The following is a 19,881-nucleotide window of genomic DNA, read 5'->3' as shown; positions in this document are numbered from 1 at the left end:
GGGGCCAGATATGTCCGATCCGATACGCGTAGGTTTGATTGGCGCAGGCTATATCGCCACCTGGCACGCCGAGGCGCTGCGCGACACTCGTGGCGTCACAGTCGCCGCCGTTGCCGACACATCCCGCGCCGCCGCCGAGGGGCTGGCCGCCGCGTTCGGTGCGCAGGCGTTCGGGTCGGTGGACGAGCTGATCGAAAGCGGCACATGCGATGCCGTGCACATCCTGACGCCCCCGCATATCCACAAAGACATCGCCATCCAGTGCCTGAACGCTGGCCTGCATGTGACCGTTGAAAAGCCTGTCGCCACCAGTGCAGATGACACCCGCGCGATGGCGGACGCGGCGGAAAAATCCGGCGCGCGGTTCCACCCCGGCCATAACTTCCTTGGCCTGCCATCCTATGAGCGGCTGAAGGACATGGTTACCGGTGGTTCCTTGGGCCGCGTATCATCAGCAGAACTGACATGGGCATTGCCCTTGGCCCCCTTGCGGTCCGGTCCCTATAACCTCTGGCTGCTGCGCGAACCGCGCAATCTGCTGTTGGAACTAGGCCCACACCTGATGGCCTTTGCCGTCGATCTGTTTGGCCCTGTCACCGTCGAATATACGATCCTGTCCAAGCCCGTGGACTTGCCCGGCGACGACACACGCCCCCAGATGTTCCGCATTCTGGCAAGGGCGGGCGATGTCGATCTGAACATCACGGTCAGCATGGTCGAAAGCGTCGATGACCGTTCGGTTACTTTGCGCGGGTCATCCGGCCGTGCCCGTCTGGATTTCGCCGCCGATACGCTTGTCGTGGACCGTGAAAACACATCGGATCTGATCGTAAACCCGCTGCGCCGCCAGCTGGATATGTCGGCCCAGCACCTGCGCGAAGGGATGCGCAATCTGTTTGTGCAGACCAAATCCCTGAACAAACAAAGCGCCTATGGTCAGAGCTTTCGCGGCATGAACCGCGCGATCTATGGCAATCTGGACAAACCCGCCGACCCACGTTTCAGCGCAGAAGCCGCCGTTCAGGTGATGCAGGCGCTGGACGATGCTTTGGCTTTGGTGCCCGCCGAACAACTGGCTGTCGCAGCGCCTGCCGTCAAAACCCGTGACCCGAAACCGACGGCAATGGTCATTGGCGGCACAGGCTTTATCGGGCGTGCGCTGACCCGTGCGCTGGTTGCCCAAGGGCGCGACGTACGCGTGCTGTCGCGTGGCAAAACCGGCCCCTTCCCCGATCTGCCGGATCAGGTGGAAACCGTGGGCGTGTCCCTGAAAGACCGCGAAGGTCTGACCGATGCGATGCGAGGCATGGATGTGGTGTTCAACCTTGCCCGCGCGATGGGGACGTCTTGGGAGGACTGCCTGATCAACGATGTGGGTGTCGCGGAAACTATTGCCGAAGCTTCCATGACCGCAGGGGTCAAACGGCTGGTCTATACCGGCACGATTGCCAGCTACGACATGTCAGATCCCAACGTGAAGATTACCGAAGATCTGGGTTTCCCCGACGACATGACCGACCGGAACCTTTATGCGCGGTCCAAGGCGGAATGCGAACGCCGCCTGATGGCCATGCACAAGGATCGCGGTCTGCCCCTGACCATCGCGCGGCCCGGTATTGTGATCGGCCCTGGCGGCCCGCTGCAACACTGGGGCATCGGCCGCTGGCATGGTGCCGGTGCAGTGCGCATCTGGGGGCATGGCAACAACATCCTGCCGTTTGTTCTGAACGATGACGTGGCCGAAGGCCTGATTCGCATGGCCGGAGACGACGCTGCACTGGGCGAGGACTTCAACCTTGTGGGTGAGCCGATGATGTCGGGGCGAGATTACTTTGCCGCGATCCATCAGGTCTATGGCGCCAAGCTCCGCGTTTCGGGATCGAACCTGAACCTGCTGTTCGCGGCAGATGCGGTAAAACACGTGCTGAAAAAACACGCGCTGCGCCGGACCGGCCTGACGCGCCCGTCGTTAGCCGATTGGAAAAGCCGTGCCCATTTTTCGCCTTTTGTGAATGACAAACCCAAGACCATGTTGGGCTGGGCACCCGAAGCGGATCGCAGCGCCTTTGTCGAAAAAGGGATCAAAGAGGCCAACCTGTTTGGCTTCTGATCCAGATTGTTAACAATTCTCCCGATTTCTCCGCATTTTTGACAGATTGTTCTGATGAAAGAGACGCTGTTGAGTGCAGTAAATAATTGGGTACGGGGTAAGGATTGATGACAATCCGGCCAATCATCAGCCAGAAAATGACGCCCCAGTTGTGGGCGCTAAAGGTGTTGCCATGACCCAACGCCCTAAATTTACACGCAAAAAACGCGCTGGTGCTCAATCCCTCCCCGAGATCGAGCCAGCCGTTCCTGCGCCGCAAATCGACGATACAGAACGTAAGCAAGCCGAGATCAGGGCACGCCAGGCCGAAGAGGCCGCCGCTGCCGCCAAAGCACGCGCCGCTGAGGAAGAGGCCGAGCGTCAACGTCTGGCCGAACAACTGCGCCGCGTCGAAGAAGAACGAAAAGCCGAGGATCAGCGTCAGGCCGAAGCTGAACAAGCTGCAGCCGCTCAGGCTGCCCAACCCGAACCCGAATACGTTCCCGACGCCCCTACGCTGAGCGATTGGGACAGTTTGGGAACCGTTTCGCCGGATGCCGCGACGCTGGATCGCCATCGCATCATCACAGGCACGCGCAAAGACGGCGCGCACACGACATTCGACGTGCTGCGCACCCGTTTGCTTCAAGCGCTGTCGGAAAAGGGCTGGAAGCGCGTTGCCATCACCTCGCCCACGCAAGGTTGTGGCAAGACATTCACAGCGGCCAATCTGGCGCTGAGCCTGTCGCGTCAGGAAAATTGCCGAACGCTGCTATTGGATTTCGACATGCGCCGCCCGTCACTTGCCAAAGTGCTGGGCGTTCAGAACCCCGGATCGATCGGCGAGATGCTTCGAGGTACCAAAGACCCGCAGGACCACATCAAACGGTTGGGCCCGAACACGCTACATGCGGGTCAGAACATTGCGTTCGGATTGAACGATTCCGCCGAATCCTATGCCTCGGAACTGCTGCTTGATCCCCGCACAGGGGCCGCACTGGACGATCTTGAAGAACGGCTGAATCCGGACGTCATCCTGTTTGATCTGCCACCCGCCCTGTTTTCAGACGACGTTCTGGCGCTGCAACCGCATCTAGACGGCGTTTTGCTGGTCGTGGGTGGCGGTGTCACCACGCAGGCAGAAATCCAAGAGGTCGAAAGCCGTCTGGGCGAAGCGACGCCGCTACTGGGCATCGTCCTGAACAAGGCCGAAGGCGTGCACAGCGCGAATTATGAATACTTCTGACGGATCAGTTGCCTGCCCGCATCGGGAGGATCCGACCCAGCAAGCCTTCCGGCCCGAACACATAGACAATCGCTGCGCCCAACCCGAGCAAAAGCGCAAAGATGCGTCCAACCCATTTCCAACGGTTGTTCCGATCGTCGCGTTTTGTAGTGATCACCGGAATGGACACCACGGGTTTGACACCCAGTGCGCGTTCAAGCTGGGCCGCAGTGCGGATCGCGGGGTTCAGCAGTTCCAGAACAAAGGCCACACCCAGCGCCAGCATGCCGGACCCCAAAATACCGGCGACCATGATTTTCAACGCGCTGGTGGAAATGGGTGCCTCGGGGACCATGGCGGCTTCTAGCACATCCATACGTGCGGACTGCTGCTGAGCTTCCAACATCTGTTCCATCTGCGCATCCGAACGGCGCTGTGTGACGATGGTGTACTGTTCCTGCAATTGGGCAAGATCACGTTCCAATGCGTCCAGACGGCGCTCGACCTCGGGGGAACGGGCCATCGCCTCTTCGATCTCGGAAATACGGGTTTCGACAACGTTGCGCTGCTGGATCAACAGTGCGACCTGCTGCTCAACGACACCTTCGCGCTGACGGCCGGTACTGTTTTGCAGCGTCACAATTTCCTGATCGAGTTCCAGCTTGGTGTCTTCCAGCGTCGCCAATTGATCACGCAGGGCTGTCTGGGCCGTAGGAAGTGCATCCGTATTGGCGGATTTAAACGCCGAAATTTCCGCAGCAGCCTTATCGATATCTGTGCTGAGACGGCCCTGTTCAGCGTCAAAGAAGCTAAGCGCATCGCGGGCCTGCGCCAGACCCTGTTCACGGGCCTGTTCGATCACGGATGTCATCAGATCGTTGGCAACGGCAGCGGCCTTTTCAGGATCACCCAGCTGCACCGTAATCCGAAGACCCGACGGCGGAATATCTGTCTGCCACGGCTGCGCGCCTGCGCGGATTTGTTCTACCAGAACGGACTGGCGCATTTCGAAAACGCGTTCGATTACCGACAGGTTGGGATCCATGAACAGATCATAGCGATCCATGATCTCGATCAGGTTATCGCGGGCCATCATCTGCTGTTCGATCAACCGCACCTGACGGGCGGGATCGCGTTGTTGGCGGACGGGCATGCCAATGCGCACCGGCTCTTCGATCCGCGCATCCTGAATCTGGATGACAGAGATAGCCTGATACAGTTTAGGCTGGGATTTCGCGAACATGGCAGCCGCAAGGCAGCCCAGCACGAAAATGGGAATAATCACCCAAGTACGACGGCGAATTGCCGCGAGGAATTCCCCGAGGCTTTGAAACTGGTTCATCCACTATGCTCCCGCAAAGTCGCCCCCATTGCGTTCGGAAGTTGCGAATCCCTATCTGAAGAGATTTCGCCATCTTCACGCCACAATCTATCGGAACGGCCCCCTAAAAGCCACAATCCAAACGGGCGGAATCGGAAACAGTGCATTTCCAAAACCTTCGTTTTCTCAGGACTTTACGTGTAGAAATGACGCGCTGAGCGCGCACAAAGACAGCCACATATCGCCGACGTTCCATTGCAAGACAGGCAGGCAATCACCTTTCTTGAAGGGCGGAACTGGGCGTGCGAAACGTAGGCATTTGCCCCCATCCGTCAGTTCAAGCGCGCCAAAGCCGAACACGGTCCGGCTAAGATTGTACTGCGCCTTGTAGGCAGCTTCTTTCAATGAAAACAAACGAGTAGCTGCGACGCCGTGATCATCGGAAATCTGGTCCAGCTCTTTCTTGGTGCCGATTTCGCGCCGCAGACTGATGTCCAGACTACCCGCATCCTCAAGATCGATACCCAGCCCTGCGTAATCCTCGGCATCGCCGGTGATCGCGATGCAGGCGGTACCGGTGTGGCTGATGCTGCCGACGGTGCCCGCAGGCCAGACTGGCGCGCGGTCTTCGGCCATCGGGATGGACACACCGGGCAGCCCCATTTGCGCCAAGGCCATACGTGCGGCGACTCGGCCAGCGGCAAATTCGGCGCGGCGACCGGACACGGCACGCAGAACAGCGGCCTCTTCCACAGGGTGCAACGGCGGGTGAACCGCCCCCGGATCAGCAACAGAGACCTTCAATCGACCCGGAAAGTCGATCAAGGACAGGTGCTGTTCCAGATCACAGATGGACATAACTTATACCTTCCGGCGCGCGCGCATTTCACGACGTCGCGCCATTGCATCCCGGCGCGACTGCGCACGGTTGTTTTCCGCAGGGGTATCCTGAGCAGCGGGCTCGGGCGCAGTTGTTGGCGACAGTTCTGCCACCCGCGCCGCAAGCGCAGACAGGGTCGGCGCGCGGAAGATGTCCGTAATCGCAAGCTTGGGTACCTTCAACCCGTCACGGATCGCGCGATGCGCCTGAACCGCCAGCAACGAATGCCCGCCAAGGTCAAAGAAGCTGTCGCGCGGGTCGATCTGATCCACGCCTAAAATCTCGCTCCAGATGGCGGCGATCTGTGCGGTGATACGGACGGTGTCGCCTTGCCCTTTGGCGGCAACAGGCGCAGGGCGCGAGGCCGGTTTCGCCGGTGCCTTCCGCTTCTGTTCTGGTGCAGGCAGCGCACCGCGATCGACCTTTTTGTTGGGTGTCAGCGGGAAGGCCGACAGGTTCACAAACCGGCTGGGCACCATAAAGCTGGGCAGATCCTCGGACAGCTTGGTATTCAGCACGTTTTCCGCCTGTTCAGAACCTGTGTAGTAACCCACCAGACGCAGATCACCTGGCTGATCCTCGCGCGCCATGACAACCGCCTGACGCACGCCTTTCACGGCCTCAAGCCGCGCTTCAATCTCGCCCAGTTCGATCCGGAAGCCGCGCAGCTTCACTTGATGATCCACACGGCCAATGAATTCGATCCGGCCATCGCCACGACGGCGCACCAGATCGCCTGTGCGGTACATCCGACCACCGTGGAACGGGTTTTCGACGAACCGCTCGGCTGTCAGTTCCGCGCGGTTCCAATAACCGCGTGTGACACCCGTACCGCCGATCCACAATTCGCCCTCGGCGCCGATACCGACAGGGTTCTGCGCGTCGTCCAAAACGTAAAGCTGGGTGTTGGCGATGGGCAGGCCGACGTTGACCACGGCCTCGGTTCCGCCCGCTGCTTGGGTCGACGACCAGATCGTCGTTTCGGTCGGTCCGTACATGTTGGTGACTGTCGCATCCGTCGCCTTGGCCAGATCGGCAACCAACGCACCGGGCAGCGCCTCGCCCCCGAGGAACAGATGCTTGACCCGTGACAGGGCAAAGCGTGCCTCGTCGTTCATGGAAATCATCCGCATCATCGACGGCGTGCATTGCAGATGTGTCACGTCATGGCGCACGATCTGCGCCGCGAGCGAGAAGTCGTCTGCCGCAGGACCGCTGACCGTTTTGCTTTGTGCCACCACCTTGGCCAAGGGCCGCAAGCCCGCCAGAACCGTGTCAGTCGGAATGCCGTAATCGATCAGGCAGGCGACCTCGGTCACGCCGATTTTTTGCAGGTCACGCACGCGGTCCATCGCATCGTCCACCGTGCCGAACAGGCCCGAGTCGTTGAAGTAGCGTTCAAAGGCGAAGTCCAGAATGCCTTCCAGCTCGTCCTGTTCCAGCGACCCCAGATCAAGATCGAACGCGTTCTTCGCCCCTTCGGGCTTTTTGAACGCAGGGAAGGCCCAAGCGTATTGCTTGATCAGACCGGCAGCCGAGCGCAGGTAATCCTTCATCGGCTCGCGCGCGATCTCCTGCGCCTCTTCCCGCGTGTCGGCAAGGAAGGTGTGCAGCATCAGGGTGATCTTGTGATCCTTGGGATCGTGGCCCGCGTCTTTCAGCGCCTGATGGTAGAGTTTGATCTTATCCGCGACCTCATCCACGCTTTGGCCCAGAAGGTGGGTCAGAACGTTGGCACCGATGGTGCCCGCTTCGCGCCATGTCTCGGGGTTGCCTGCGGTCGTGACCCAAACCGGCAGCTTGGCTGACACGGGGCGCGGCTGCGTGACGACCTCGTGCATGGTGCCGTCCTTGCGCGGGAAGGGCACAGGTTCGCCCGCCCACAGCTTGCGCAAAGTGTCGATGGTTTCAAACATCGCGGGCTTGTTGTTGGGCGGCGTGTTTTCGGGGCGCAGCACAAAGTCGTCCGGCTGCCACCCACTGGCAATGGCCAGGCCCGCGCGTCCGTCGGTTAGGTTGTCGATCACCGCCCATTCTTCAGCAATACGCGCTGGGTGGTGTAGGGGCGCGACGCAGCTACCGGCACGCACGCCGATATTCTTGGTCACCGCCGCAACAGCCGCACCTGTGACCGAAGGGTTCGGATAGGGCCCGCCAAAGGCGTGGAAGTGGCGTTCCGGCGTCCAGACCGCGCAGAAGCCGTGTTCGTCCCCGAACTTGGCACCCTCCAGAAGAAGGTCGTATTTGTGATGGGTGCGCCCGTCGTCGTTGCCCCAGTAATACAGCGAAAACTCCATCCCGCCGTCATTGCCCAGCGCACCGCCGGAAATCATCGCGCGGTCTTCGTCAGACGCGATCACAACGCGGAACCCGCGGGCGGTGGTGTAGAACAGTTCAAGCACCGAGATGTCGAAGCTAAGCGATGTAACGGCCAGCCACGTGCCGCCGTGATCGGGCACCACCGCATCCATCCCGCAATAGAAGTTCGCGACATTTCGATGTTCAATCATCACGCCTTTGGGCAGGCCGGTCGAACCCGAGGTGTAGATCAGATAGGCCAGATCATCCGGACCGCTGGTGTCACCCAGATTGGTGCCGTCCTGCTGGGCTGCACGCGGATCAGTGTCGATCGCCAGAACCTCGGCATCGTGATCGGGCAGTTGCGCCAGAAGATCGGACTGGGTCAGCACGACCTTGGCGCCACTGTCAGACACGAAATGGCGTAGGCGGTCGGCGGGATAGGTCGGGTCCATCGGCAGATAGGCACCACCAGCCTTCAGGATCGCCAAAGCACCCACCATCAGGTCAAAAGACCGACGGCAGCAGAGGCCCACGACCGTGTCGCGCGTAACGCCTATATCGACCAAGACGCGCGCCAAACGGTTCGCAGCGGCGTTCAGATCGGCGTAGGTCAGGCTCTGATCCTCGAACACCAGCACGGTGGCATCGGGTGTCTTGGCGACCTGTGCTTCGAACAGACGATGCATCGGTTGATCGGTGAAGTCGGTAGCCGTGTCGTTCCAGCCGTTCAGCACCAGATCGCGTTCGATTTCGGTCAGTGCATCATCATCGGCCTGAAGACGTGCTGCAATGGCATTTGCGTAAAGCTCGGGGATGCGGCCGCTGTCGTAATGAAGAACGGTCTTGTCGCCGGTCATTTCGATGGTCAGGGGAATACCCGCAACCGCACCTGCATTATCCGACACCGCAATATCCGGAAGGCCCATGTCGGCCAGCGCAGGGTCGCGCAGCATCAGGTCCAAGGCAAAGGTTTTGCGCTGTGACAGAGCCTGTTTTTGATGACTAAAGTCGTCAGCTATCTGAACCGGAACCCAAGGCGACAACAGGCCCTGACCGGTTGGAATGTCACTGTGCTGGAACGCCACCAAACCGCCGCCCAGTGTCGCCACCAAACGACCGACCGCAGCCATTGGATCGTTCACATCATTCAGGATCAGGGTCTGAGTACGGCCTGTATCGGGTAGCAGACCGGGAACGCGGACAAAGGGCGCTTTGCCCAGGGCACGACGCCAGTAGGCATCGTTTTTGGCGATATCCGGCAGGTCGATTTGTGCGAATGCGTCCAATGTATCGCCAGCCTTGGCGATGCTTTCGGGCTGAATGGTTGCACCATCCAGACGGCGCAGGCCACTGATCCGCAGCGCATCCGTTCCGCAGGCCACGGTCAGCGTTTCGGAGGATGCAGACAGAACCTGACCAGCGTCACCTCTGCCATCAACAACGGCGACCGAACCGACCGCGTAAAAGATACCGCCGATACAAAGTTTCGGCACACAGAGCGGGTTCCAGTAGTCGCCGTGGTCCAAAGCACGCACCAAACGTTCCAACTCGGCAGCGGGGCGTGACAGGTCTAACCAACCGTTCGACGCCGGACGATCCGCCAAAGCGTGATAGCTGCGCAGGGCGAGGTTCTGCTTCACCCGACGGGGCGCATCCGAGGACAGTTCCTCCATCACTTCGTAAAAGCTTTCCATTGCTGCGGCAAAGCAGCTGGTGTTCAGGCTCAGCGCCGTATCGCTGGCGGACACGGCCACGTTGCGCGCGACGATGATGTCGCCCTCATCAATGCCACCCTCGATGAAATGCCACGTGATCCCGTGCTGCTTTTCACCTTCAATCAACGCCCAGACAGGGGCGTTCAGACCGGCATGGCGCGGCAGTGGCCCATCGTGGAAATTGACCGCCCCGCGCTTGGGAAGCGCCAAAAGGTCGTCGGGAATGATATCGAGGTTCGCAACGCTCAGAAGCCAGTCAAACGGCTGCCCCGCCAATTGCTGCGCCGCATCACGTGTCAGGGGTTGCACCGGCAGGCCATGGTCGCGCGCCCAATCCGCGACCCCATCAGCGCGCGTAAAGACGGCCACCACGTTATGCCCCGCCGCCAGCAGTTTCGCCCCACAATGCTGGGTCAGCGTATCGTTACCGATCAGAATACAGGAAAACATGGTCTAGGACCTCACTGAGTCATTGGGGATGGCCGGCACCTTGGACGGGGGCAGCGGCGCGGCGATGTGCCCAAGGGCATGCCGCAGCAAATCGGACAAGAAACGGGGCGGGTCGATCGGGGCTTTGCCTGTCACCAAACGACGCAAACGCCAGATTAGGCCGCCCAAAACATGGGCCACCGTCGCGCCGATGGCATAGGCGCGCCCGTGATGTTTCACGAAGTAATACCAGCGGCTGTCCAGCCAGTAGTCGGGGATGCGTTTCCAGCTACCCATGCCAGTGGATTGCGACCCGATGTGCATCACCTTGCTTTCGGCAACATGGTCCACGCCCCAGCCAGCACCTTGCACACGGGCGCACAAATCGGTTTCCTCAAAATACAGAAAGTACGTCTCATCAAACAGGCCGACCTGTTGCAAAACCTTGTCACGCATCATCAGGGAACAACCTGCGATCCATTCAACTGGCCCAGTCTGTTCCAACCCGAAAATAGGCACTGTATAGGCAGAAAGCAGACGCGAGATCGGACCGGTGCGCGCCGCACCTTCGAATTCCGAGAAGATGGTTGGAAAGCGGAAAGCGGTCAGTTGCCGATCCATTTCCGACCCGTGAATTTCCGATCCAGCAAAGCCCACCTCGGGGTGGTTTTCCAGATGCCGAACAAGCGCACAGATCGCACCCTTTTCGGGGAAGGCATCCGAGTTCAGAATATAGACGTAATCGGGCCGCGACCCGTCACTCAGCCCAGCTTTGATGCCGACGTTGTTACCAAAGCCGAACCCGCCATTGTGACCGGACTGGATGACGCGCACAGGGCAGATGTCTTTCCAATCGGCCTCGGCGATCCATTGCTTCAACTGCTCTTCGGAACCGTCACCTGAATCGTTGTCCACGATCAGAATCTCGCCCTTCAGATTTTCCATCGCATAGGCGGCGGCTATCGCAGCGCCCAGCGTCATCTGCGCGCTGCGCCAGTTCAGGATGATGGTCAGAACGGTCGGCGTCGTCATGGCTGATCACTCCGCCGCCTGCGAGGCAAATGGCAACACAGTGCCATGGCCTGCATCAGACGCTTCGGCCAGTTTGATCACCCTGCGCATTTCGGCCCCCAGAACCCGCACGTTGGGCTCAAGCACCATCGAGTCGTGATCGCCCGGTACTTCGCAGACCTCGATCTGTGGCGTGTACTGACCCCAGTCATTGTCGTGGAACAAGTAAGCCCGTTCATCATCGACAAACCGCCCGTTGGACACAGACCATTTGCCGCGCAGTGGCGGACGGAACAGAACCATACGGCCATCGCGCGGCTTCATCTGGTAGGTCGCGACGGCCGACAGGAACGATGCTTCGATCTCGGCATCGTGGAAGGCGCCAGTTTCTTCGGTCGCCTCGAATTCACGTCGTTTGCCGATTTCCCATGCGATGCGGTTCTTGGCCCAGATAAACGGATAAGCGACGCCCTTTTTGCGCAGCTCCGCGATCTGGATCAGCATCCGGTCTTTCCATTCCAGCGGACGGCGCTGGGGTAGCGGCGTATCCAGCAAAACGACCAGCGCAACCTCGTCTCCCATCGCCTCAAGCTGATGGGCCATTTCATAGGCCGTGATCCCACCACCCGAGAAGCCGCCCAGCAGATAGGGCCCTTCCGGCTGCACTTGCTTCAGTTCAGCGATGTAATCACGCGCGGCTTCGGTGATCGTTTGATGCGGCTCTTCATCGCCATAAAGCCCGCGCGCCTGAAGGCCGTAGAAGCGGCGCTCATTCCCCAACAGGTGCGCAAGATGGCGCAGGTTCAGGACGTTGCCGAACATGCCAGCCACAAGGAAGAAGGGCGTCTTCGATCCACCTTCGCCATCGTGCATCGCCACCAGATGGCGGAAGCGGCGTTCGGGCTGTTTGGTTTTCGGCTTATCCGACGTATCGCCCGCCTGCCCCGTGTCACCCACACGTTCGGCAATCAACGCGGCGCAGGCGCGGATGGTGGGTGCCTCGAACAGGATCGAGATCGGGAATTCGGTGCGATAGGCTTTCTTGACCATAGCAAACAGACGCACCGCGATCAGGGAATGCCCGCCAAGGTCAAAGAACCCATCGTCGATGCCCACGTTCCGTACGCCCAGCAGTTCTTCCCAGAAACCGGCAAGGGTGCGTTCGATATCCGTTTCCGGCGCGGCATAGTCGCCTTCCAGTTCGGGGCGATCAAAGCTCTGGCTCGGGCCGCTGGACTCGACATGATCAGCCTGACGGGTCAGCGCATCCAGATCCATTGACGACACAACGATCTGCGGATCGCCCAGCGCCAGAACCCGCGCAAAGGCGCTGACGCCTTCTTCGGGTCGAATGCCTTGGGACAGGTTGTGGTTCAGGCGTTCTTCGGCAGGGGATAGCGGGTGATGCCCTTTCTTGATATCAGTCTCTATTTCAGCCTCAGACAGCTTTTGCGGCGCACCAAGGCGCGTGGTGCTGTCCAGCTTGCGGATGTTGAAATTCTCGATCTCGACCAGCACCGTTCCGTCAGGATCGGTCAGCGTAATATTGAAGCTCGCGCTTTCGCCGCCCGCGCGGTTTTCACCAGCGTTGCGCATCCAACTGACGATCTGCGATGACAACGGCCCATAGACACGAACCCGACCGTAAGACACCGGCACCCACAGGTTCTGGGGCGCATAACCATCGATCAACTCCATCGCCCAGCCGGTCGCGATATCCAGCAAGGCAGGATGCAGCAGATAGCCTGTATCATCCTGTGCCGCGATTGGCAGGGACAGATCCGCGATCGCTTCGTCCTTGCCAAAGGCCTTGGTATCCAGCACCTGCCAGCGCGGGCCGAAATCCAGATGTTCGCCCTGACCTGTGCCCAGCTTGCCACCGTCTGAGGCCTGCTGAACCGCACCACACCGCGCACGGATCGCCTTCAGGTCAAGTGGTTGAACCGGCGGCAGGGGACGCAAGGCAATCTGACCTTGCGCACACAGCGCATGGCCGGATTTTTTGCCAACCTTGGCGTTGCCCAATACCTCGAACCCATAGCCCGCATCATCACGCTTCAGGCGCAGCTTCATCTGGCGCGGGTCGCTTTCGGTCACGGTCAATGGCCGAAGGAAAGTCAGATCACGCAGTTCGAAACTGTGTCCTTCGCCCTGCGCGGCCATCGCGTGGGCGGCAAGTGTCAGGTAGCCCGTACCAGGCAACAGCGCATCGCCCGCACGGGTGCGGTGTTCGTCAATGAACCAGTCGTCCAGCGAATATTCCGCGGTGAAGATCCGGTTCCCATCCTGATCGAATGTCGCCTTATCCAGCATCGGCTGCGCGACGTCCTCGACCGGCACCTCAACCTCGGCCCCCAAGCGCGCAGCGACTGCATCGGCGGCCATGCCGACCTCGGACCAGATGCCCCAGTTCAGCGCCTGAACCCGCGTCCTGCCGCCTGCGCGGGACTGCGCAAAGGCATTCAGGTATTCGTTGGCCGCTACATAATCGACCTGACCCACGGGTGCGGTCACGGTGGACGAAGACGAGAACAGCACCATCCAGTCGCACGCGCCGTCGGGAAAGACCTGCCCCAACACGTCGGTGCCGTGCAGCTTGGCGGTGAACACGTCTTCGATGCTGGACGATGTCTTGGTCACAAGCGGCGCATCCGCAATGACGCCAGCGCCGTGAATCACGCCCGTGATACGACCGAATTGTTCCTCGGCGGCGTCCTTGGCGCGCTGCATCGCGGCCTGATTACACACGTCAGCCTCGGCCACCATGACGGTCGCGCCCAGACCCTCCAATTCCTCGACCGCACGGATGCGCTGTGCCACGCGATCTTGCGGGGCGTGACGGCGCAGGTATTGCGCCCATGTCTGACGGTCTGGCAGGCCTTCACGTGCGACCAGAACCAGATTGGCCCCCTTGGTCGCCAAATCCCGCGCAAGGCTAAGACCGATGCCACCAAAGCCCCCCGTAATCAGCACGGTTTCAGCTGTAATAGAGCCTGTTTTTGGCAGTTTGCGCGGCAGCATCGCGCGCTCAAACCGCTTGGCCCCCCGCAACGCGGCGATGCGGTTGGACGGTGCAATCAGCAACTCTTCCAGCACACGGTCGACCAGCGCGCCTTTCGCGGTCTCAACCCGCGTGGCCTCGCCACCCGATTTCCAGAAAGGCACATCTTCGGCAACCGGCAGCACGACATCAAAGGTGCTGACCGTCACACCCTGTAGTTCACGCGGAATCACACGCGCGGGCCCGGCGATGGTGGCCTTCTTGGGATAAGTCAGCGCCTCGTCCCGCACCTTGGCGGCACCGTTGGTGATGACCGTCATATGCATAGGCCGAGGCAGGTTTTCGTCCGAAATCGCCTGTGCGAGGAACAGCAGAGAATAGAAGCCATGTTCCTGCTGGCGATGCGTGAAACTGGATCCCGGGCGGTGCCCTTCGTCCTGTGTCAGCAACCAGAAATGCGCGATGCGGTTCGGCACGACACCGTTCGCAAGCAGGTCTTTGATCAGCAGATCATACCCTTCGCGGCCCCGTTCGGGCGCAAGTGAGTATCGGTCATCAGACACGCGCGCAAACAGATCGCCGACGCGCACCTCAACCACCGTGTGACCAGCACCGCGCAGCGATGCGGCCGCTGTCGAGGCAATGCCACCGTCATCCATGAACATCAGCCATGTCTGCGGCTCGGACCGGTTCAGATCGGTGGTGACATCGACCTCAACCTCGGCCGCGCGGGGACGCCAGACAGGGGCCCAGCCCCAATCCTGAATATCCTCGATCCGTGACAGGAATTCCGGCGCGGTGGTTGCCTGCGCCTGACCCGGTTCGATGAAATACTGGCTACGTTGGAAGGCATAGGTCGGCAGCGGCACGCGCTGGCGCGGCACATCGGCCCAGACCTGTTCCCAATCCACATCCACACCCAGCGCCCAGAAGCGTCCGAGCACCTCAAAGAAGAAACGATCATCCGCGATGTCATCATCAGGATGGCGGAGCGACGACAGGATTTGTTGCGCAGGCATCGCGCCATGCATCCGCGACAACGATGACAGCGCACGACCCGGTCCAACCTCGATCAGAACGCGGTTTTGTTCCTCGGCCAGCGTCGCGGCGCAATCGGCGAAATGGACTGTATTGCGCAGGTGTTCGACCCAATAATCAGGCGAGGTCGCCTGTTCATCCGTCATCCAGTCGCCCGTGCGATTGGACGTCAGCGGGATTTGCGGCGGGTGAAGTTCAATGCTTTGCAGATAGGCGCGGAAATCGCCCAGAATAGGTTCTAACATGCGGCTATGCGCGGCAATGTCGATGGCAATGCGCTGGTATTCGACACCATCAGCGGTCAGGCGTTTTTCCAGCGTGTCCAAGGCGTGCTGCGGGCCAGAGGCGACAGACAGATCAGGCGCATTTACAGCCCCCAGATCAAGGTCATCACCCAGATAGGCCCCCAGTTGCGCGGCAGGCAGATTGACCGACAACATGCCCCCAGCGGGCACTGTGTCGAACAGTTTGCCACGCAGATGGACAAGGCCGATGCAGTCCTCGAACGACATGATACCAGCCACACAAGCGGCGGTGTTTTCGCCCATAGAATGACCTGCCAGCGCGGCAGGATGCACACCCCAGCTTTCCCAAAGCTTGGCCAGCGCGACCTCGACGATCAGGATCAGGGGCAGCTGTACAGACGGCGTCAGCAGTTTTTCATTCGCGGCCTCTTCGCCACCCTTTTCAGGCAGCCAGACAGCGCGGGGGTCTTCGTCGGTCAGCGTGTCCAGTTTGGCCAGACCGCGATCCATCCACTCGGCGAAAACAGGCTCTGTTTCGTACAAATCCCGCGCCATGCCAGCGTATTGCGCCCCGCCACCGGGGAACATGAAAGCGACGTCAGGATTGGACAGCGCGGTGTGGCTGTGCACGCGGCGCGGGTTGTCCTGTTCCAGCAGGTCGGCGGCCTCGGCATGGCTGGACGCCACCACGACACGGCGGCGATCAAAGGCGCGGCGTCCTTCTTTCAGGGTAAAGGCAATGTCGGCGAGCGGCTGGTCCGGCTGCGCCCGCAGATGCGCCGCCAGACGTTGGGTGTTTTCATCCAATGCGGCCTTGTTCCGGCCCGAGATCGTCAGGATCTGGAACGGGAACACGCTGTCTTCAGACGCGGCGCGCGCGGGCGCCTCTTGCAACACCGCATGCGCATTGGTCCCGCCAACGCCCAGCGAATTCACACCAGCCCGACGCGGGTGATCCGTTTCGCGCCAGTCGGTCAGCGTGTCATTCACGCGGAAGGGCGAGGTTTCGAAATCGATCGAGGGGTTCGGTGCCTCGTACCCCAAGGACGGCGGCATCTGTTTGTTGTACAGCGCCAGCGCCGTCTTGATCAGGCTGGCCGATCCAGCGGCCGTGTCCAGATGGCCGATGTTGGTTTTCACCGACCCGATCCGGCAGAAGCCCGCCTGATCGGTGGTTTCACGGAACGCCTGTGTCAGGGCCGCGACCTCAATCGGGTCGCCCAGATAGGTGCCCGTGCCGTGGCATTCTACGTAATCGATGGTGTCCGCCGGCGCATCCGCAATTGCCAGCGCCTCGGAAATCGCGGCGGCCTGACCGTCGACCGAAGGCGCCAGATAGCCCGCCTTGGCCGCGCCATCGTTGTTCACCGCTGTGCCGCGAATGACCGCCCAGATATGATCGCCATCGGCAATCGCATCATCCAAGCGGCGCAGAACAACCACACCAGTGCCCGAGCCAAAGACAGTGCCCTGCGCGCGGTGGTCAAAAGCGTGGCATTGCCCGTCCGGCGACAGAATTTCGTTTTCTTTGTACAGATAGCCTCGGTTCTGCGGCAGCTCGATCGTGACACCGCCCGCAATCGCCATATCGCATTCGCCGTTCAACAGCGCCTGCGATGCGTAGTGCGTGGCGACCAGTGACGTGGAACACGCCGTCTGGATATTGATCGACGGGCCTTTCAGATCCAGCACATGGCTAAGGCGCGTTGTTAAGAAATCCTTGTCGTTCCCTGTGTGCCGCAACAGGAACATGCCCGTGTTTTCCACCAGATCGGGGTTCGAACACAGGTTGAAGTACAGATAGCTGCCCATGCCGCAGCCCGCGAAAACGCCGACCTGACCGGGGAAGTTTTCGGGTACGTGACCGGCATTTTCCAACGCCTCCCACGCGGTTTCCAGAAAACGGCGGTGCTGGGGATCAAGGATCGCGGCCTCTTTCGGCGAGAATCCGAAGAACTCCGCATCGAAACGGTCGAACCCGTCCAGAGGTGCCGCAAACGGGACATAGTTGCGATGACGCAGACGGCCTTTGTCTTCCCCTGCCTCAAGCAGTTCCTGTTCGGTCAGCTTCCGGATAGAGGACACGCCATTGCGCAAATTGCGCCAGTAGGCTGCAATCGACTCGGCCCCTGGCAAATGAGAGGCCATACCGACAATGGCAATATCGCTGCCGCTTCTACTCTGCGGCTGATCTTCAAACGTCATACTCACAATGTCCTGCGGCACTCTCGTCGTAACCTATGTGGCAAATTTGGACGAAATGCGGCGACAAGGGGATATATCGTTCATATCCCGTACAATATCGGATGATTTTCGCCCATTATATCGCATTTCCCTAATATTAATTCGGGTCTTACCCGGATTCTTAGGGGGAAAACGCGGCGTGATTCCGCTATTTGACCATCAACTCAGCCACCGGCACCCAATTGACCCACAGCGCCAGCGCCGAGATCAGAACAGACAGCACACCGAAGACCGCATCATGCAGCGGGTCCCACGCGCCTGTGTGCCGCGACAGCCAGACCACCACGGGATAGATCATGGCATAGGCCACGCCCTGCCCGATGATCGCGCCGAACAGCCCACCCAGTTCCAACCCGACCAAAACCGCGCCGAACATGAAAATCGCGCGCGCCAGATACAGGATGAAGAACCGTTTGCTGTCGCCCGCGGCCAGTGCGGCCTGATCGTAGGTTAGCGATATGATTTGCGGCAGCTGCATCAGCGCCAACACCACCACAACGGCGCCCGCCGCCGCATAGCGGGGGTCATACAGCAGATCGACGGCCCAGACGCCCAACAGCGATGCCGCCGCGACCATTGCAACCAACGCCCCCGTCACCACGAACCGCATCTTGCGCAGTTTGGCAAAGTTGGCAGGGCTGTCTTTGGGTGGGGCTTCCCGATAGATCGGGATCAGCACTTTGCCGACCATCACGTTGCCCAGCATCATCGGCACTGTCGCTAGGAAAAAGCCGATGTTGTAGACACCGAAGTCATCCAGCGGCAGCCATTTCCCGATCAGTATTTTGTCGGCTTGGAAAAAGAAAAATCCGCAGACGGTGGACAGGAAAATCCATTTTCCGAAGTTGACCAACTCATGCCGCGCCGCCTTTTCCCAGCGGAATGTGTTGACCAGTCCGGGAAGGAACCCGAACGCCAGACCCAGCATCACCAACTGGCTAAGCAACCCGCTGATCACCAAGGCCCAGACCGATTTCAGCCACCACGCCAATGCAATGGCAAAGACCACGCCGATGATCTGCACGGCGACCTCGATCGCGGCGACACGGCCCAACAGCAGGTGCCTGTTAGCTGTGTCCAGCCGTGTCGGCTTGAACCCGATGATCAACAGGCCAAGGCCCGCAACTGGCATGATCTGAGCCAGCATCGGTTCGTCGTAAAACCACGCTAAGGGGAAGCCGATAGCACAGGCCACAAGCCAGAGCGCGACACCGCGGAAAACCTGTATCGTCCACGCAGTGTTCAGAAAATCAGGGTCATCACCCCGTTTGCTTTGCAGAATAGCGGGCGTCACGCCGACGTCGGAAAAGTTCGCCAAACCTTGGATAAAGACCGTGACCAAAGCCATCATCCCGAAGGCTTCTGGGAACAGAAGGCGGGTCAGAACAAGGTTCGATAGAAGCCGGATCACCTGACTGCTGACAAAGCTTCCCGTCGTCCAGAACGACGACCGCATTGCCCGTGCGCCCAGCGAACCACCACCAAATTTCTTAAACACGCCCACCATTATCGCCCGCGGCTCCATCCGCTATCACCCTTGGGCAAAAACCGGACCGCCAAGGCGACACCGGTGTATGTTGCAAAGCCGATAGGATCGGCCAAAGCCAGCTTTGGTTTGTCACCGATACCCGTCGCAGGCGTGTCTTCGTTTTTGACCAAGTCGGGATACAATGCCCGCACCTCATCGACACCACGATCCTGCCGCGCACGCACTTTGATCAGATTGCGCAGGCCCGAGACGACAGGCCAGTCGTAGCTACCCTTTGTGCTGACGCGTTCACCCGCCGAAAATTTCAGGCGCACAAAAGTGTCGTCGGAAATGATATTCGGGAACGCCCCCCAGCGCGCACGCCCAGCCGTGTTCACTGCAAACAGCCCGCACCCCGGAACGCCCTGCGCCATGAACGGCACCTTGCGCCAGATCCGGGCATAGGCGCGGCTGGCGAAATTATCCGGTGCGACGATATTCAAGCGCCCGCTGGCGTATGTCGGTTCATCCACCGACAGCAACCCAGCCAGTTCGGGCAGAACCGTTTTCGATAGCGTCACATCCGCATCCAGATAGACCCGCGCCCCAAACCGAGCAGCCGCATCACCGGCATTCAGCGCGTTAGGCTTGCCGCCTTCTGGCAGGCCCAGAACAACCAGCTCCCAACCGTTCTCTGCAAACTGGTCATCATAAGATTGCGCGACACGAGCAGTATCGTCCGTGCATCCGTTTGCCACGACGACAACCTGCAAAAACGGAACAGGATCAGAGGCCAGAACAGAGGCCAAACAGCGTCCGATGACGGCAGTTTCATTATGCGCGGGAATAATAACGCTTATCCCCTGAACATCACTTTCGCCCATTCAATGGTCGCCTTTGATACGCCTACCAGC

9 protein-coding genes are annotated in these 19,881 nt (G+C 60.1%); 2 read left to right on the top strand and 7 right to left on the bottom strand.

Translation table 11 applies throughout. The annotated features are described in order from the left end of the window. Nucleotides 1-10 precede the first annotated feature (10 nt). The gene (locus AC4FIA_RS03405; protein ID WP_490364721.1) at nucleotides 11-2,110 is read left to right on the top strand and encodes an NAD-dependent epimerase/dehydratase family protein; all 2,100 of its coding nucleotides are present in this window, start codon (nucleotides 11-13) and stop codon (nucleotides 2,108-2,110) included. Nucleotides 2,111-2,282: 172 nt separating this feature from the next. After that, nucleotides 2,283-3,335 (top strand): CpsD/CapB family tyrosine-protein kinase, encoded by a 1,053-nt coding sequence (locus tag AC4FIA_RS03400; protein WP_490364720.1) that lies wholly within the window; start codon nucleotides 2,283-2,285, stop codon nucleotides 3,333-3,335. A 4-nt stretch (nucleotides 3,336-3,339) separates the two neighbouring features. Here the strand turns inward: AC4FIA_RS03400 and AC4FIA_RS03395 are convergent, their stop codons facing one another. The 7 genes from AC4FIA_RS03395 to AC4FIA_RS03365 form a co-directional block, all read right to left on the bottom strand. Next, on the bottom strand, nucleotides 3,340-4,656 hold the full coding sequence (locus AC4FIA_RS03395; protein WP_490364719.1) for a GumC family protein: 1,317 nt from the start codon (nucleotides 4,654-4,656) through the stop codon (nucleotides 3,340-3,342). A gap of 165 nt (nucleotides 4,657-4,821) precedes the next feature. Continuing rightward, complete coding sequence (locus AC4FIA_RS03390) at nucleotides 4,822-5,493, bottom strand: 4'-phosphopantetheinyl transferase family protein (RefSeq protein WP_490364718.1); 672 nt, start codon at nucleotides 5,491-5,493, stop codon at nucleotides 4,822-4,824. 3 nt (nucleotides 5,494-5,496) lie between these two features. After that, nucleotides 5,497-9,981, bottom strand: coding sequence for a MupA/Atu3671 family FMN-dependent luciferase-like monooxygenase (locus AC4FIA_RS03385; protein ID WP_490364717.1), 4,485 nt, complete (start codon nucleotides 9,979-9,981; stop codon nucleotides 5,497-5,499). 3 nt (nucleotides 9,982-9,984) lie between these two features. Further along, nucleotides 9,985-10,992, bottom strand: coding sequence for a glycosyltransferase (locus AC4FIA_RS03380; protein ID WP_490364716.1), 1,008 nt, complete (start codon nucleotides 10,990-10,992; stop codon nucleotides 9,985-9,987). A gap of 6 nt (nucleotides 10,993-10,998) precedes the next feature. Continuing rightward, nucleotides 10,999-17,460: a type I polyketide synthase gene (locus AC4FIA_RS03375; RefSeq protein WP_490364715.1), complete on the bottom strand. Its 6,462-nt coding sequence runs from the start codon at nucleotides 17,458-17,460 to the stop codon at nucleotides 10,999-11,001. Between the two features lie 187 nt (nucleotides 17,461-17,647). Continuing rightward, the gene (locus AC4FIA_RS03370; protein WP_490364714.1) at nucleotides 17,648-19,006 is read right to left on the bottom strand and encodes an oligosaccharide flippase family protein; all 1,359 of its coding nucleotides are present in this window, start codon (nucleotides 19,004-19,006) and stop codon (nucleotides 17,648-17,650) included. Continuing rightward, entirely contained in the window at nucleotides 19,006-19,851 is an 846-nt protein-coding gene (locus AC4FIA_RS03365) for a glycosyltransferase family 2 protein (RefSeq protein ID WP_490364713.1), read from the bottom strand. The genes AC4FIA_RS03370 and AC4FIA_RS03365 overlap by 1 nt, the downstream gene beginning before the upstream one ends. Nucleotides 19,852-19,881: the final 30 nt, after the last annotated feature.

Source organism: Thalassococcus sp. (assembly GCF_982780845.1).
Note: the sequence above shows the minus strand (reverse complement) of the source record. Positions and strands in the feature narration are given on the sequence as shown.